This is a genomic window from Bradyrhizobium sp. Mp19, assembly GCF_029952935.1.
Taxonomy (GTDB): Bacteria; Pseudomonadota; Alphaproteobacteria; order Rhizobiales; family Xanthobacteraceae; genus Bradyrhizobium; species Bradyrhizobium elkanii.
Window position 1 is genome coordinate 124,914 of record NZ_JASAUT010000012.1, and the last position, 15,073, is coordinate 139,986.

Annotated in this window: 14 protein-coding genes; 6 read left to right on the top strand and 8 right to left on the bottom strand. The window is 63.9% G+C overall.

Annotated features, from left to right (window positions below; translation table 11 throughout):
- Window positions 1-2: 2 nt before the first annotated feature.
- Both QJT82_RS16695 and QJT82_RS16700 read right to left on the bottom strand, forming a co-directional pair.
- On the bottom strand, window positions 3-872 hold the full coding sequence (locus QJT82_RS16695; protein ID WP_028341590.1) for a branched-chain amino acid ABC transporter permease: 870 nt from the start codon (window positions 870-872) through the stop codon (window positions 3-5).
- Window positions 873-1,081: 209 nt separating this feature from the next.
- On the bottom strand, window positions 1,082-2,263 hold the full coding sequence (locus QJT82_RS16700; protein WP_028341589.1) for an ABC transporter substrate-binding protein: 1,182 nt from the start codon (window positions 2,261-2,263) through the stop codon (window positions 1,082-1,084).
- A 380-nt stretch (window positions 2,264-2,643) separates the two neighbouring features.
- On the opposite strand from QJT82_RS16700, the gene QJT82_RS16705 reads away from it, so the two are divergent.
- Window positions 2,644-2,922: a hypothetical protein gene (locus tag QJT82_RS16705; protein WP_028341588.1), complete on the top strand. Its 279-nt coding sequence runs from the start codon at window positions 2,644-2,646 to the stop codon at window positions 2,920-2,922.
- 54 nt (window positions 2,923-2,976) lie between these two features.
- On the opposite strand, the gene QJT82_RS16710 is transcribed toward QJT82_RS16705, so the two are convergent.
- Both QJT82_RS16710 and purU read right to left on the bottom strand, forming a co-directional pair.
- Entirely contained in the window at window positions 2,977-3,762 is a 786-nt protein-coding gene (locus QJT82_RS16710) for a phosphodiesterase (protein ID WP_028341587.1), read from the bottom strand.
- 63 nt (window positions 3,763-3,825) lie between these two features.
- Complete coding sequence (gene purU / locus QJT82_RS16715) at window positions 3,826-4,689, bottom strand: formyltetrahydrofolate deformylase (RefSeq protein WP_028341586.1); 864 nt, start codon at window positions 4,687-4,689, stop codon at window positions 3,826-3,828.
- A 135-nt stretch (window positions 4,690-4,824) separates the two neighbouring features.
- Here purU and QJT82_RS16720 point away from each other — a divergent pair, with 135 nt between their 5' ends.
- The gene (locus tag QJT82_RS16720; protein WP_028341585.1) at window positions 4,825-5,670 is read left to right on the top strand and encodes a uroporphyrinogen-III synthase; all 846 of its coding nucleotides are present in this window, start codon (window positions 4,825-4,827) and stop codon (window positions 5,668-5,670) included.
- Window positions 5,671-5,767: 97 nt separating this feature from the next.
- Here the strand turns inward: QJT82_RS16720 and QJT82_RS16725 are convergent, their stop codons facing one another.
- The 4 genes from QJT82_RS16725 to QJT82_RS16740 form a co-directional block, all read right to left on the bottom strand.
- Entirely contained in the window at window positions 5,768-6,745 is a 978-nt protein-coding gene (locus QJT82_RS16725; protein WP_028341584.1) for a tripartite tricarboxylate transporter substrate binding protein, read from the bottom strand.
- 117 nt (window positions 6,746-6,862) lie between these two features.
- Window positions 6,863-7,807 carry a GDP-L-fucose synthase gene (locus QJT82_RS16730; protein ID WP_276552782.1) on the bottom strand — a complete coding sequence of 315 codons (945 nt, stop codon included), beginning with the start codon at window positions 7,805-7,807 and terminating at the stop codon, window positions 6,863-6,865.
- A complete protein-coding gene (gene gmd, locus QJT82_RS16735) occupies window positions 7,788-8,888 on the bottom strand; it encodes a GDP-mannose 4,6-dehydratase (protein WP_259242330.1) in 1,101 nt (366 codons plus the stop codon). Before gmd ends, QJT82_RS16730 begins: the two co-directional genes overlap by 20 nt.
- A 141-nt stretch (window positions 8,889-9,029) precedes the next feature.
- A complete protein-coding gene (locus QJT82_RS16740) occupies window positions 9,030-9,704 on the bottom strand; it encodes a Crp/Fnr family transcriptional regulator (protein ID WP_028343069.1) in 675 nt (224 codons plus the stop codon).
- A 411-nt stretch (window positions 9,705-10,115) separates the two neighbouring features.
- Between QJT82_RS16740 and QJT82_RS16745 the strand changes: the two genes are divergently transcribed.
- From QJT82_RS16745 to QJT82_RS16760, 4 genes are all read left to right on the top strand, one after another.
- Window positions 10,116-10,937, top strand: a complete 822-nt coding sequence (locus QJT82_RS16745) for an ABC transporter ATP-binding protein (RefSeq protein ID WP_016847995.1) — start codon at window positions 10,116-10,118, stop codon at window positions 10,935-10,937.
- Window positions 10,934-12,862, top strand: coding sequence for a long-chain fatty acid--CoA ligase (locus tag QJT82_RS16750; RefSeq protein ID WP_028343070.1), 1,929 nt, complete (start codon window positions 10,934-10,936; stop codon window positions 12,860-12,862). The genes QJT82_RS16745 and QJT82_RS16750 overlap by 4 nt, the downstream gene beginning before the upstream one ends.
- A 217-nt stretch (window positions 12,863-13,079) precedes the next feature.
- Window positions 13,080-13,973: a branched-chain amino acid ABC transporter permease gene (locus QJT82_RS16755; RefSeq protein ID WP_028343071.1), complete on the top strand. Its 894-nt coding sequence runs from the start codon at window positions 13,080-13,082 to the stop codon at window positions 13,971-13,973.
- 3 nt (window positions 13,974-13,976) lie between these two features.
- Window positions 13,977-15,050, top strand: a complete 1,074-nt coding sequence (locus QJT82_RS16760) for a branched-chain amino acid ABC transporter permease (RefSeq protein ID WP_028343072.1) — start codon at window positions 13,977-13,979, stop codon at window positions 15,048-15,050.
- The last annotated feature ends 23 nt before the right edge of the window (window positions 15,051-15,073 follow it).

Sequence of the window (15,073 nt, forward strand, 5' to 3'; positions counted from 1 at the left end):
CCTCACCGCGCCGCGGTACGGCCGAACAGGCCGTTGGGACGCCAGAGCAGGATCACGATCATGACGGTGTAGATCACGAACGGACCGAGCTTCGGCACGTAATACTTGCCGGCGACGTCGGCGATGCCGAGCAAAAGCGACGCCAGGAACGGTCCGGTGATCGACGAGGAGCCGCCGACGGTGACGACGATCAGGAAGTAGATCATGAATTTCAGCGGGAAATACGGATCGAGCCCGAGGATCTCCGCGCTCAGCGCGCCGCCGAGGCCTGCGAGGCCGCAGCCGAACGCAAAAGTGAAGGCGAACACCTGCGGCACGTTGATGCCGAGCCCGATCGCGGCGCGCGGATCGTCGACCGCGGCGCGCAGGCGGCTGCCGAACCGGGTCTTCGCGAGGATCAGTTGCAGTGCCAGGGTGAGCAGGCCGCAGATCACAACGATCATCAGCCGGTAACGGCCGATGCCGACACCGAACAGGTCGATCTGGCCTTCCAGCGCCGCCGGCAGCTTGATGAAGACCCGAGACGATCCCATGATGTAGTCGACCGCCGCGACCGACATGAACACCAGACCGATCGAGAACAGCACCTGATCGAGATGGCTGCGGCTATAGAGATGGCGGTACAGCGTGCGCTCCAGCGCAATGCCGATCACGGCGCTGCCGACAAAGGCGAGCGGCAGGCCTGCGAAGAACGGCCAGCCGGAATTATTCACCAGCACGGCGCAGATATAGCCGCCGGCCATCGCGAAGGCGCCATGCGCGAGGTTGACGAAATTCATCAGCCCGAGCGTCACCGCAAGCCCGCAGGCGAGCACGAACAGCAGCATGCCGTAGGCGACGCCGTCGAACAGGTTGGTGAGGATAGAGGCCATGGAGTCAGCTTAGCCGTGAGGACGCAACAAGAACAACAGCTCGAACGTCAAGGTCATCGTCATGGCCGGGCCTGTCCCGGCCATCCACGTCTTTCTGCTCGCCGGGAAGAAAGACGTGGATGCCCGGTACACCTGCGCAAAGACGCGCTTCGCGCTTTTGGCCGGGCATGACGTGGTGAGGGCCGGGGCGCACGCCGCCGATGACGATGCTATTTCTTGGTCTTGCCGGAATCCTTGACGGCCTCGAAGGTCGCGAACTCGACATTGTAGAGCTCGCCGTCGACCTTCTCGACCTTGCGGATATAGATGTTCTGCACGATGTCGCGGGTTTCCGGATCGATCGAGATCGGGCCGCGCGGGCTCTCCCACTTCATGCCCTTCATCGCCTCGATCAGCTTGTCGCCGTCGGTCGCACCATTGGTCTTCTTCAGCGCCTCGTAGATCAGATGGATGCCGTCATAGCCGCTGACCGCCATGAAGCCGGGGCGATTGCCGAACGCCTTCTTGTAGGCGGCGACGAACTCCTTGTTCATCGCGGACGGATGCGCGGCCGAATAGAGATGCGCCGTCACCGCGCCGAGCGCGGCATCGCCCATATTGTTGAGCAGATCGTCGTCCATGACGTCGCCCGGTCCGATCACCCTGATGCCGCTCTTGTCGAGCCCGCGCTCGGCATATTGCTTCATGAAGTTGCCGCCCTGCCCGGCCGGCACGAATACGAACATCGCGTCGGGCTTGGAATCCTTCATGCGCTGCAGGAACGGCGCGAAGTCCGGATTGGCGAGCGGGACCTTGACCTCTTCGACGATCTCGCCGCCGCCGGCGGTGAAGTGCTGCTTGAAGAAGGTCAGCGCATCGTTGCCGGGCGCATAGTCGGAGGTCAGCGTCGCGACCTTCTTGATGCCGTTCTTCACCGCCCAGTCGCCGATGATGGTGGAGGACTGAGCCAGCGTGAAGCTGGTACGCACGATGTAGGGCGAACGCTCGGTGATGATCGAGGTGCCGGCAGCCATCACGACTTCCGGGATCTTGGCTTGCGTCGCCAGCGGCGCCGCGGCGAGCGCCGCGGGCGTCACGCCGAAGCCGGCGATGAAATTGACCTTGTCGTTGACGATCAGTTCCTGCGCAAGCCGCTTGGTGTTGTCCGGCACCGCGGCGTCGTCCTTCAGGATGATCTCGATCTTCTTGCCGGCGACAGTGTCGCCCTTCTGCTGCATGTAGAGCTTGACGGCGTTATCGATCTGCTTGCCGGTCGACGCCTGACCGCCGGTCATCGGCAGGATCAGCCCGATCTTGACGGCGTCGTCCGCCCACGCCGGCATGCTGGCGCACAACCCCGGAAGCAGGGCCGAAGCGGCGCCCCACAGCAACATTTTGCGACGATTGAACATCGACGTCCCTCCCCCTTCCGCTCTTCTGCATCGAGCCTTGGTCCCGGCTCTTGCCTTGTTTTAACTCAAGCATGCACGGCCAAGCCGCAACGCGACAAGGCGTCTCCCCGTGCCCTCTGTCAATCGGACGATGGACGTGTGCCGCGCGCGACGCGATCGGGTCTGGCTGCAGAGGCAAGTATCATAATACCAACATCGCTCCACAAGACTCAATGCCTCCGCGAGAAGCGGTCTCGCGCATTCAAGGCCGCCGCTCCGGCTCGATTCATTTGTACGATCGTACAAACGCAGCGGCAATGTCAACAAACAAGCACAATTGCAGCCGAACGGTCGCGCCCGAGATCATCATCCATAAAGACCAGGGCTGTATCCTGCTTCCAATGCCAATCGTCACGCGCCCCATCGCTGTCCTGACTGCCCTCACGCTCGCGGCCGGCGCGCTCGGGGGATGCAGTTCCATGAACCAGAAGCTCTCGGCCGGCATGGCCGACACCATTCCAGCCTGGGCCGGCGGCCTGCCGGCGGATGCGCCGCCGCGGCCGGGCACCCCGGAATACGACAAGTTCATGCAGGATCGGGAACGCAAGCGGCTGATGCCTGCGGCCCAGCGTGGCGACGAGGCGAAGCCGGCCTCGACCGCGCAGGACGCGGTCCATTGAGCATCCGGCTGCACGGCTGGGCTTTCATCGCGTTGTGACGGGCCCGGGGACAGCCTAGTCGAGGGAATCCTCGCTGAGGATTTCGCCGCGGTAGCCGAACTCCACCATGTGCACGGTGACGTAGTCAGCGCCCATGAAGGCCACGCCGTAGGCCTCCGGCAGATCGGCAACGGTCAGCACGTCCGCGAACACGGGATAGCTGGCGTGGTTCGTTCCACGCAGCGAGGTTGTGGGGACGCCGGCAACCGAACCACTGAGCACCAAATGGCAGTGACCAAAGAAGATGTGCCTGATCTTGCTTCGGTGCCTCGCGACGATCGACCGGAACGCGGTATCATCGAGCAGCCCGATCCGGTCCAGCGGACCGATATGCGTCGGGAATGGATTGTGGTGCATGAACAGGAAGAATGGCCCGTCATGCTCCGCTAGCTGCCGCTCCAGCCAGGCCTGCCGCGTCCGGCAAAAGCTGCCGGCGGCCGTCTGCGGCTCGTACGTGTCGAGCAGCAGGCAGCGGCCGAAGGAAGCGTCGTGAACCCCTTGTACGAATCCGTCCGTGTCGGCGCATTCGGGAAACACGTCGAGAAACGTCGCGCGATGGTCGTGGTTGCCGATGCAAAGCCGCACCGGGATCGGAAATCCGCTCAGGCGCTCGCGCAGCAAATGATAGTCCGCGGGCTCACCGAGATCGGAAAGATCACCCGTGATCACCATGAGTTCAGCGTCGCGATGATCGGCAAGCACCTGATCGAGCGCGCGATCGAAATTCCGCAGGGGATCGCGACCAAAGATCGCCCGCCCCGGCCTCGTCAGATGGATGTCGCTCATGTGGATGAGTTTCATGCAGCGCCTCGTTGCAGGGCTATACCATAGCCGTCAAAGCGCGACAGCCGAGTGAACCGCGGATCAGTCCACGAACACCACGGTCTTGCGTCCGTTCAGGATGACGCGATCGGCAAGATGGTAGCGGATCGCGCGCGCCAGCACCCGGCGCTCGATGTCGCGCCCCTTGCGCACGAGGTCCTCGGGCCTGTCGCGATGGCTGATGCGCTCGACATCCTGGTCGATGATCGGCCCCTCGTCGAGATCGCTGGTGACGTAATGCGCGGTGGCGCCGATCAGCTTGACGCCGCGCTCATGCGCCTGGTGGTAGGGCTTGGCGCCCTTGAAGCCCGGCAGGAAGGAATGATGGATGTTGATGCAGCGGCCCGACAGCCGCGCCGACATCTCGTCCGACAGGATCTGCATGTAGCGGGCCAGCACCACGAGATCGGTCTTGGTGTCCTGGGCCAGCTTCCACACCGCGTCTTCCTGCTGCCGCTTGGTCTCCTTCGTCACCGGCAGATGATGGAACGGGATATCGCCGAAATCGAGCGAGCCATAGGTCTCGCGCGGATGGTTGGAGACAACAGCGGTCGGGATCATTTCGAGCTCGCCGGTGCGCCAGCGGTAGAGGATGTCGACCAGGCAGTGATCGGACTTCGACACCAATAGCATCACCCGGCGGCGGCTGGCGCGATCGCGCATCTGCCATTCCATGCCGAAGCGTTCGGCGATCGCCGCAAAGCCGGTCTGCAGCGCCGCGAGTTCGACCGCGAGGTCGGCCGCGGTGAACACCACGCGCATGAAGAACTTGCCGGTCTCCACGTCATCGAACTGCTGGGCGTCCAGGATGTTCTGGCCGTTATGGGCGAGAAACGTCGAGACTGCCGAGACGATTCCCGGACGGTCCGGACAGGACAGGGTCAAAACGAACTGATGGTCGGGCATGCCAATTGACCAAAGCTTGAGCAGATTGGTGGAACGATCATTTTCGGCCCTCGTCTACACCGCAGGCGGCCTTGCGCCAATCCCGGCGCGGGGGTCAAATCGAACAAATGACGACAATGTTTGTTAGGGACCATCATGGCTGAACGGCTGAACGGCTACCGCATCCTGATCCTCGAGACGCGCGAGGAGGCGCAGTTTTCCCGCCTGCTCGCCGAACAGGGTGCCGACGTGCTGCAATGTCCGATGTTCACCATCCACGATGCGCCTGATGCGGCGCCGATCGAGGCCTGGATTCGCCGCGCCATCGAACGGCCGCTCGACGACCTCGTGCTGATGACCGGCGAAGGCCTGCGTCGGCTGATGAAGGTCGCGCGCCGGATCGGTGTCGAGCGGGAGTTTGTCGATAGCCTCGCCAAGGCGCGCAAATTCGCCCGCGGCCCCAAGCCCGGCCGGGCGCTGCGCGAGATCGGCCTGGAACCGCAAATGACGACCGAGAAGCCGACGTCGGAAGGCGTCGCGGAGATGCTGTCGAAGCTCGACCTGACCGGCCATCGGCTCGGCCTGCAGCTCTATCCGGACAAGGATCATGCCACCCTGATCGGCGCGATCAAGGCACAGGGCGCCGAGGTCGATCCGGTGCTGCCCTATGTCTATGATGCGCAGGCCGCCGACGCCAACATCGTCACCGCGATCGAGGAGATGGCGCGGGGCCGCATCGACGCGATCGCGTTGACCAATCTCGGCCAGGTCCGTCGGCTCATCGAGGTGGCACGGGCGCGCGGTTGTGAGGACAGGTTGCGCCAGGGGTTCGAGCGTACGCCGATCGCTTCCGTCGGACCGGCGGTATCGGACGAGCTCAAATCCCACGGCCTGCGCACCGACATCTACCCGGCCGAAGACGCCTTCTTCATGCGGCCGCTGATATCGGCGATGGCGGCGGCGCTTTCAAAAAATCCACCGCGCGCGACGGCGCGAAGCTAAAGCATGATCCGGAGAAGTGGGAAGCGGTTTTCCGGGAAGACCATGCTTAAACAACAAGTTAAAGCGCGATGACGATTCGACCGAATCTCATCGCGCTTTAGTCCACTTTGGCGCCGGCGAACCTGACCACCTTGCCCCACTTCGCGGTCTCGTCGGCCACTAGCCTGCCGAAGTCGGCGGCCGAGCCCGGCTGCATGATCGCGCCGAGCTCGGTAAAGCGCGCCTTGGCTTTGGGATCGGCGAGGATTTCATTGACGGCCTTGTTGAGCCTGTCGACGATTTCAGGCGGCGTGTTCTTCGGCGCCGCGAGGCCGTACCAGGCGCTCGCCTCATAGCCCGGCAGGAAGTCGGCGACCGGCGGCAGGTCCGGAAGCACGTCCGAACGGGTCGTGCTGGTGACCGCAAGTCCGCGCAGCTTGCCGGATTTGACGTGCTCGGCGCAGGTCGGAAGATTGTCGAACATCACCTGCATCACGCCGGACAGCATATCGGTGAGCGCCGGGGCGCCGCCCCGGTAGGGCACGTGCTGCATGTTGATGCCGGTCAGCATCTTGAACAGTTCGCCCGACATGTGGATCGTCGAACCGTTACCTGAGGACGCCATGTTGAGCTTGCCGGGATTGGCCTTTGCATAGGCGATCAATTCGGGAATCGACTTGATCGGCAGCGAGGGGTGCACCACCACGACGTTGGGAAAGCGAATGATGCCCGCGATCGGCTCCATCTCGCGCATGAAGTCGAAGGGGAGCTTCTGGTAGAGCGTCGCATTGATCGCATTGGCCGGCGCGACCAGCAGCAGCGTGTAACCGTCGGGCGCCGCGCGCAGCGCCTGCTCGGTGGCGATGTTGGTCCCGCCGCCCGGCCGGTTCTCGACAATGAAGGATTGCCCGAGCTTTTCCGACAGCCACTGCCCCATCAGCCGCGCCGTCAGGTCCGCCGAACCGCCGGGCGTATAGCCGATCACGAGGCGAACCGGCCGCGCCGGATAGGCCTCGGCAATCGCATTTCCAAATGTGAGCGGAAGCGCAGCCGTAGCGGCTGCAAGTTGCAGGAACTGGCGGCGTAGAACCTTCATGATGTCTCCTCCGACGCACTGGCGGCTCTTGCGGCACGCTTGGGCACGCGCATCCTAGCCGCGCAGCGTCGCCAAGCCGACAGATATTCTCAGTCGGAGGGCGGAAGGTTCACCGCGTCACTTCGTCTCGCGCAGATAGGCCTGGTACGCGAGGGCGATGCCATCCTCGAGCGAGGTGGTGGCGCGCCAGCCGAGCCTGGCCAGCCGGCCGACGTCGAGCAGCTTGCGCGGCGTGCCGTCCGGGCGCGACGTGTCGAAGCTGATCCCGCCGCGATAGCCGACGGCGGCCGCGACGACGCGCGCGAACTCGGCAATGGTGATGTCCTCGCCGGTGCCAATATTGACCAGTTCGGGCGAGGAATAGGTCTTCATCAGATGGATGCAGGCGTCGGCGAGATCGTCGACATAGAGGAATTCGCGGCGCGGCGTGCCGGTGCCCCACACCGCGACGTTGCCTGCGCCCGAAACCTTGGCCTCGTGGAAGCGGCGGATCAGCGCGGCGACGACGTGGCTGTATTCGGGGTGATAATTGTCGCCGGGGCCGTAGAGATTGGTCGGCATCACGCTGATGAAATCGGCGCCGTACTGGCTGCGATAAGCCTCGGCCATCTTGATGCCGGCGATCTTGGCGATGGCATAGGGCTCGTTGGTCGGCTCCAGCGGGCCGGTCAACATCGAATCCTCGCGCAGCGGCTGCGGCGCCAGGCGCGGATAGATGCAGGAGGAGCCGAAGAACATCAGCTTCTCGCAGCCATTGGCGTGGGCCGCCTCGATCACGTTGCTCGAGATCGCCAGATTGTCGTAGAGGAATTCCGCCCGCAGCGTGTTGTTGGCGACGATGCCGCCGACCTTGGCGGCAGCGAGGAACACGGCCTGCGGCCGCTTCGCGGCAAACCAGGCGTTGACCGCGGTTTGGTCGCGCAGATCGACCTCGCTGCGCGACACCGTCAGGAGATCGGCCTCCTCGCGCGCCAGCCGGCGCATCAGCGCCGAGCCGACCATGCCGCGATGGCCGGCAACGAAGACCGTCTTGCCCTTCAGCTCAAACGCCGTGCTTGCCATTGGCCGCGTCCTGCCTGGCCTCGACGAGATCGCTGGCGACCATTTCCTTCACCAGCTGCGCGAACGGCGTCTTCGGCGCCCAGCCGAGCTTGGCGCGCGCCTTGCTGGCGTCGCCGATCAGAAGATCGACCTCGGTCGGGCGGAAATAGGTCGGATCGATCTGCACCAGGGTGTTGCCGGACGCCTTGTCGACACCGACCTCCTCGACACCCTTGCCGCGCCATCCGATGCTGCGGCCGACCTCAGCGAACGCCAGCTCGACGAACTCGCGGACCGACCGCGTCTCGCCGGTCGCGAGCACGAAGTCGCCGGGCTCGTCGACTTGCAGGATCCTGTGCATGCCCTCGACATAGTCGCGGGCGTGGCCCCAGTCGCGCTTGGCGTCGAGATTGCCGAGATAGAGCTTGTTCTCGAGGCCGACCTCGATTCGGGCGACGGCGCGGGTGATCTTGCGCGTCACGAAGGTCTCGCCGCGGATCGGGCTCTCATGGTTGAACAGGATGCCGTTGCTCGCGAACATGCCATAGGCCTCACGGTAGTTCACCGTGATCCAGTAGCCGTAGAGCTTGGCGACGCCATAGGGCGAGCGCGGATAGAATGGCGTGGTCTCTTTCTGCGGCACCTCTTGCACGAGCCCGTAAAGCTCCGAGGTCGAGGCCTGGTAAAACCGCGTTTCCTTTTCCATGCCGAGGATGCGGATCGCCTCCAGCAGCCGCAGCACGCCGATCGCGTCGGCGTTGGCGGTGTATTCCGGGCTCTCGAAACTGACCTGGACGTGGCTCTGGGCGGCGAGGTTATAGATCTCGGTCGGCCGGATCTGCTGCACCAGGCGGATCAGATTGGTCGAATCCGTCATGTCGCCGTAGTGCATCAGGAACGGCACGTTGCCGGCATGCGGATCCTGGTAGAGATGATCGACGCGCGCGGTGTTGAACGAGGACGATCGGCGCTTGATCCCGTGCACGGTGTAGCCGAGACCGAGCAGATATTCGGCGAGATACGCGCCGTCCTGCCCGGTAACGCCGGTGATCAGCGCAACGCGCCGCTTTGAGTCCTGAGCCGCCGAATCCTTAACCGCCATGTCATCTCCAGAGAGCGCGAAAACCGCGCGATCCCGACGAGGCCGGTCTGTAGCATCCAGCCTGCCCCAAGTCTAATGGCTTAATCGTTTGAAATCAGGACTTTAGGCCTGCGAAAAACGGCTCAATGCGCCCGGAACCCGTCACTCGCCATAGTGGCGCAGCCGGTCGAGGTTGAGGATGGTCACCCCGCCATATTCGAGCCGCAACAGCCCTTCCCGCTCGAGCCGCTTCAGGCACTGGTTGGCGTTCTGCCGGGAGATTCCCGACAGCGCCCCGATCTCCTCCTGGGTGATCTCGAGGTGCAGCGTCAGGTCGGGATAGAGAATCGGATTGAACAGCGAGGCGATCGAGCGCGCCAGCCGCGCCGTGGCGTCCAGCGTGCGGCCATATTCGAGCAGCGCGATGAACTGGCCGAGCCGCTCATTGAGCGAGCCGACCAGGAATCGGTTGAAGCCGACGCTGTTCTCGAACAGCCAGACGAAGGTCCGGCGATCCATCATCGCCAGTCGCGTGTCGCGCAGCGCGACCACATCGTAGCGCCGGGGCTCATTCTTGAGCACGGTCCCCTCGCCGAACCACGCGCCTGCGGTGAGGCCCGCGAAACTCGCCGCCTTGCCGCCGCGCGAGACGATGCCCATGCGCGCCAGCCCGGTGACGATGCCGGTCCAGTACTGGAAGTTGTCGCCGCGCATGAAGATGAATTCGTTGGCGCGGTAGGATTTCTCGGAAATGCCCGCGCGCGCGATTTCGATTTCTTGCTCGCTCAATTCGCGCGACCAGGCCGCGATGCGCCTGAGGTAATCAGCAGCAATCATTCTAGCGACGGCATCCCACCCCAAGATACTGCAAAGATATTGCACCGCAGCAACGCCGTGCGCGAAGCCAGGGACCCGGGGCCTGGAATGCCAGCGAAAATTCCTGACCAAATGTCGGGCACATGACAATTCAACCTATCGCTTTCTCGTATTCAGAGCCACCTCGCGTAACGTCGCGCAGCTCCTCGATGGATCGCTGAAGGCGGACGACGCGAGAGACGGGCTTGCAGGCGGGGTGCGGCGTTACCGCGCATGACGCAGGCGATCGGGGCGAGCGATCTCCCGAACGCCGGCATCATTAGTCGGATGGTCTCCCTTCGGTGGCCCATGTAAGATCGAAGTGTAAGATCGAAGCAAGATCGAAGCGAAGATAAAGAGCGCGCCTAAGCGCCCGTATCTGGAGGGAACAGGGTGGCTAATAGTCTCGAGGTGCGCGGAGTCTCATTGCGCTTTGGCGGCGTCCGCGCGCTGACCGAAGTGAGCTTCGGCGTCAACGAGGGCGAGCTGTTCTCCATCATCGGCCCGAACGGCGCCGGCAAAACCTCGATCGTCAACTGTATCTCCGGCCGCTACCGGCCGACCGAAGGCCAGCTGTTCTATCGCGGCCAGGACATTACCGGCCTCAACCCGAACGCGCGGCCCCGGCTCGGCATCGGCCGGACCTTCCAGAATCTCGCGCTGTTCCACCACATGAGCGTGCTCGACAACATCATGGTCGGCCGCCATCACCTCTTGAAGAACAACTTCATCACGGGATCGCTGTACTGGCTGACCGGCGCGCGCCGCGAGGAGCTGGAGCACCGCCGCAAGGTCGAGGAGATCATCGATTTCCTCGATCTGCAATCGGTGCGCAAGGCCACCGCCGGCACCCTGCCCTACGGCTTGCGCAAGCGCGTCGAGCTCGCCCGCGCGATGGCGCTCGAGCCGCAACTGATCCTGCTCGACGAGCCGATGGCCGGCATGAACTTCGAAGAGAAGGAAGACATGGCGCGCTACATCGTCGATCTCAACGAAGAGTTCGGCATGACGGTGATGATGATCGAGCACGACATGGGCGTCGTGATGGACATCTCCCACCGCGTCATGGTGCTCGATTTCGGCCGCAAGATCGCCGAGGGCGATCCGGCCACCGTGCTCGCCGATCCCCATGTCAAGCGCGCCTATCTCGGCGAGGAAGACGAAGTGCTGGTCGACCCCGACGACAAGCCGGCGGTGCGGGAGAGTGCGGCATGATGGACTATGCCGGTCGCGCCGCGCAGGCCAATACCTTTCCCAAGATGCTGCGCCTCAACGCCAAGGAGCATGGCAGCGAGATCGCGCTGCGCGAGAAGGATTTCGGGCTGTGGCGCGAATTCACCTGGAACGACTACCAGACTCGCACCCATGATTTCGCGCTCGGCATGGTCGAGCTCGGGCTTGGCCGCGGCGACGTGATCGGCATCATCGGCGACAACCGGCCGGACTGGGTCGCCGCCGAGATCGCAACCCACGCGATCGGCGCGATGAGCCTCGGCCTCTACCGCGACGTGCTGGACGAGGAGGCCGCCTATCTCCTCACCTATGGCGAGGCCAAGCTGGTCTTCGCCGAGGACGAGGAACAGGTCGACAAGCTGCTCGGCCTGGCCGATCGCGTGCCCCACCTCAAGCACATCGTCTATTCCGACCCGCGCGGCATGCGCAAATACGACGATCCGCGATTGATGGAGGCGAGCAAGCTCGTTGCGCTGGGCCGCGATCGTGCCGCGCGCGAGCCTGGGCTCTACGAACGGCTGGTCGACGCCACTGATGGCGAGGACGTCGCGATCCTCTGCACCACCTCGGGCACGACGGCCAATCCGAAGCTTGCGATGCTCTCGGCCGGGCGCGTGCTGCGGCACTGCGCGACCTATCTCACCTTCGATCCGAAGGGGCCGGACGACGAATATGTTTCGGTGCTGCCGCTACCCTGGATCATGGAACAGATCTACGCGCTGGGCAAAGGGCTGCTCTCCCGGATGAAGGTCAACTTCGTCGAAGAGCCCGACACTATGATGCACGACTTCCGCGAGATCGCGCCGACCTTCGTGCTGTTCGCGCCGCGGGTCTGGGAATCGATCGCGGCCGACGTCCGCGCCGGGGTGATGGACGCCTCGCCGTTCAAGCAGCGGCTCTATGACCTCGGCATGAAGACCGGGCTGGCGGCGCTTGCCGAGGGCAAGCGCTCGATGTTCGCCGACCAGCTCCTGTTCCGCGCGCTGCGCGACCGGCTCGGCTTCACGCGGCTGCGCTCGGCGGCGACCGGCGGCGCGGCGCTCGGGCCGGATACCTTCAAGTTCTTCCAGGCGATGGGCGTGCCGCTGCGCACGCTGTACGGCCAGACCGAGCTGCTCGGCGCCTATACGCTGCATCCCGAAGGCAAGGTCGATCCCGACACCACCGGCGTGCCGATGGCCGACGACATCGAGATCCGCATCGACAATGCCGACGTCAACGGCGTCGGCGAGATCGTGGTGCGGCATCCCAACATGTTCCACGGCTATTACAAGAACCCCGAAGCCTCGGTCGCCGACATCAAGGACGGCTGGATGCACTCGGGCGATGCCGGCTACTACAACGACAACCGGCAGCTTGTCGTGATCGACCGCATCAAGGATCTCGCCGAGACCTCGCGCGGCGAGCGCTTCTCGCCGCAATATATCGAGAACAAGCTGAAGTTCTCGCCCTATGTCGCCGAAGCGGTGGTACTCGGCGCCGGCCGCGACGCACTCGCCGCGATGATCTGCATCCGCTACTCGATCATCTCGAAATGGGCGGAGAAGAACCGGATCTCGTTCACGACCTACACCGACCTGTCCTCGCGGCCCGAGGTCTATGCGCTGCTCAAGAAAGAGGTCGAAACGGTCAACGCTACCCTGCCGCCTGCGCAACGCATCTCGCGCTTCCTGCTGCTCTACAAGGAGCTCGATGCCGATGACGGCGAGCTGACCCGGACCAGAAAAGTCCGCCGCGGCGTCATCAACGAGAAATACGCCGACATCATCGATGCGATCTACCGCGGCAAGGCCCGCATCCCCGTCGACACCGTGATCCGCTTCCAGGACGGCTCGACGCAGCGCGTCCGCACCACGCTCGAGGTCGTCGACCTCGGCCGCGCCGTGCTCGCGGAGGCCGCGGAATGACTGTGTTGCGCGACCGGAGCGCGGTGCTCATGAATGTGCCCTCCCCCCTTGTGGGAGAGGGCTACACCGCCAGTCGACACGAACTCGCTTGGGTGAGGGGTACCCTCTCCACGATCCCGATGCGGAGACAACCCCTCACCCGGCTTCGCTTTGCGAAGCCACCCTCTCCCACAAGGGGAGAGGGTGCTGGCGCCGCAGTTCGGAGCGACCGCACCCCATGAACACCCAGTTCCTGATCCAGCTGATCGTCAACGGCCTCGTGGTCGGCACGCTTTACGGCGTGGTCGCGATGTCGTTCGTGCTGATCTACAAGGCGACGCAGGTCGTGAACTTCGCGCAGGGCGAATTGCTGCTGGTCGGCGCCTGGGTGTGCTGGGCGCTGCTGACGAAATATCAGGTGCCGTTCTGGGTCGGCATGCCGATCACGCTGGTCTTCATGTTCATCTTCGGCATCGCGATCCAGGTCGTGATCCTGCGTCCGATGATCGGCGAGCCCATCATCTCCGTGATCATGGTGACGATCGGCCTGTCGACGGTGTTCCAGGCCGCGCTGAAGTGGATCTTCGGCGTCAACCCGCAGCCGTTCCCGCGCGTGTTCCAGAGCCAGTCGGTCAGCCTGTTCGGGCTGCAGATCCAGACCGTCTATGTCATGAGCCTCGTGGTCTCGCTCGCCATGATGGTCGGCATGGCCTGGTTCTTCCGGGCCTCCAAATATGGCCTGGCGATGCGCGCAACCGCCTTCAACCAGCAGGTCGCGCAGTCGCTCGGCATTTCCGTCAAGAACGTGTTCGCGATGGCGTGGGCGATCTCGGCCACCGTCTCGGCGGTCGCCGGTGTCGTGGTCGCCGTGGTCAACGGCGTGTCGTCCGGCCTCTCCGCCTACGGCATCAAGGTGTTTCCCGCTGCGATCCTCGGCGGGCTCGACTCAGTCGGTGGCGCCGTGCTCGGCGGCATCATCATCGGGCTGTTGGAAAATGTCGCCCAGTATGTCGACAGCCAGTACCTGCACTGGGGCAATCTCTACGAGATCGCGCCGTTCTACGTCCTGATCATCATCCTGATGATCAAGCCGTACGGCCTGTTCGGCACCAAGGATATTGAGCGGGTCTGATCAATGGCGACAAGCACACTCATCCCCTCGGGCGATTTCCGCACCAGCTATGCGGCCGACACCACGATCTTCCCGACCGCGACCAGCCGCAATTTCGCGATCCTCGGCATCCTGCTCGCCTGCTTCGCGCCGATGCTGCTGTCCAACTACCTGCTCTCGATCGCGATCCAGATCGGCATCTTCGCGATCGCGGCCCTCGGCCTCAACGTCCTGGTCGGCTTCACCGGCCAGATCTCGATCGGCCACGCCGCGTTCTTCCTGTTCGGCGCGTTCACCTCGGCCTACATCTCCAACAGCGCGCCGATCCCGGTGTTCTTCGCCATCCCCCTCGCCGGCGTCGTCACGGCGCTGGTCGGCCTGATCTTCGGCGTGCCAGCGGCGCGGCTGAAGGGGCTCTATCTCGTGATCGCGACGCTCGCGGCGCAGTACATCCTGCTCGACTTCTTCTCGCGCGCCGAATGGTTCTCGGGCGGCTCGGTGCCGGCCAGCGCCAACCCGTTCTCGATCTTCGGCTACACCCTGCGCGGCGACCGGCAGTATTTCTACGTCGTGCTCGCCTACATGGTGATCAGCTATTTGCTCGTCACCAATCTGATGCGCACCCGCGACGGCCGCGCGCTGGTCGCGATCCGCGATCACTATCTCTCCGCCGAGATCATGGGCATCAACCTCACCAAGTACCGCACGCTGTCGTTCGGGCTTGCCGCCTTCTTTGCCGGCATCGCCGGCGCGCTCTACGCGCACTATCAGCTCGTGGTCTCGCAGGAAGGCTTTGGCATCGAGCGCTCGGTGCTGTTCCTCGCCATGGTCATCATCGGCGGCACCGGCTCGGTGATGGGCACGCTGATGGGCACGGCCTTCGTGGTGCTGTTGCCGGAATCGATGGATTGGCTGAGCGCCTGGCTGAAGGGCGGTGCCATCGACAAGGCGCTGCAGCTCAACAACAACATCACCTTCCTGCGCGAGATCGCGATCGGCCTGATCATCATCGGCTTCTTGATGTTCGAGCCGGACGGCCTCGCGCATCGCTGGCGGCAGATCAAGGCCTATTGGAAGCTCTACCCGTTCTCGCATTGACGCAAGGCACGGAACGCAAAAAT

Coding starts and splice junctions, on each gene's coding strand:
- QJT82_RS16695 (WP_028341590.1), bottom strand. CDS start 872: ATGGCCTCTATCCTCACCAACCTGTTCGACGGCGTCGCCTACGGCATG.
- QJT82_RS16700 (WP_028341589.1), bottom strand. CDS start 2,263: ATGTTCAATCGTCGCAAAATGTTGCTGTGGGGCGCCGCTTCGGCCCTG.
- QJT82_RS16705 (WP_028341588.1), top strand. CDS start 2,644: ATGCCAATCGTCACGCGCCCCATCGCTGTCCTGACTGCCCTCACGCTC.
- QJT82_RS16710 (WP_028341587.1), bottom strand. CDS start 3,762: ATGAAACTCATCCACATGAGCGACATCCATCTGACGAGGCCGGGGCGG.
- purU (WP_028341586.1), bottom strand. CDS start 4,689: ATGCCCGACCATCAGTTCGTTTTGACCCTGTCCTGTCCGGACCGTCCG.
- QJT82_RS16720 (WP_028341585.1), top strand. CDS start 4,825: ATGGCTGAACGGCTGAACGGCTACCGCATCCTGATCCTCGAGACGCGC.
- QJT82_RS16725 (WP_028341584.1), bottom strand. CDS start 6,745: ATGAAGGTTCTACGCCGCCAGTTCCTGCAACTTGCAGCCGCTACGGCT.
- QJT82_RS16730 (WP_276552782.1), bottom strand. CDS start 7,807: ATGGCAAGCACGGCGTTTGAGCTGAAGGGCAAGACGGTCTTCGTTGCC.
- gmd (WP_259242330.1), bottom strand. CDS start 8,888: ATGGCGGTTAAGGATTCGGCGGCTCAGGACTCAAAGCGGCGCGTTGCG.
- QJT82_RS16740 (WP_028343069.1), bottom strand. CDS start 9,704: ATGATTGCTGCTGATTACCTCAGGCGCATCGCGGCCTGGTCGCGCGAA.
- QJT82_RS16750 (WP_028343070.1), top strand. CDS start 10,934: ATGATGGACTATGCCGGTCGCGCCGCGCAGGCCAATACCTTTCCCAAG.
- QJT82_RS16755 (WP_028343071.1), top strand. CDS start 13,080: ATGAACACCCAGTTCCTGATCCAGCTGATCGTCAACGGCCTCGTGGTC.
- QJT82_RS16760 (WP_028343072.1), top strand. CDS start 13,977: ATGGCGACAAGCACACTCATCCCCTCGGGCGATTTCCGCACCAGCTAT.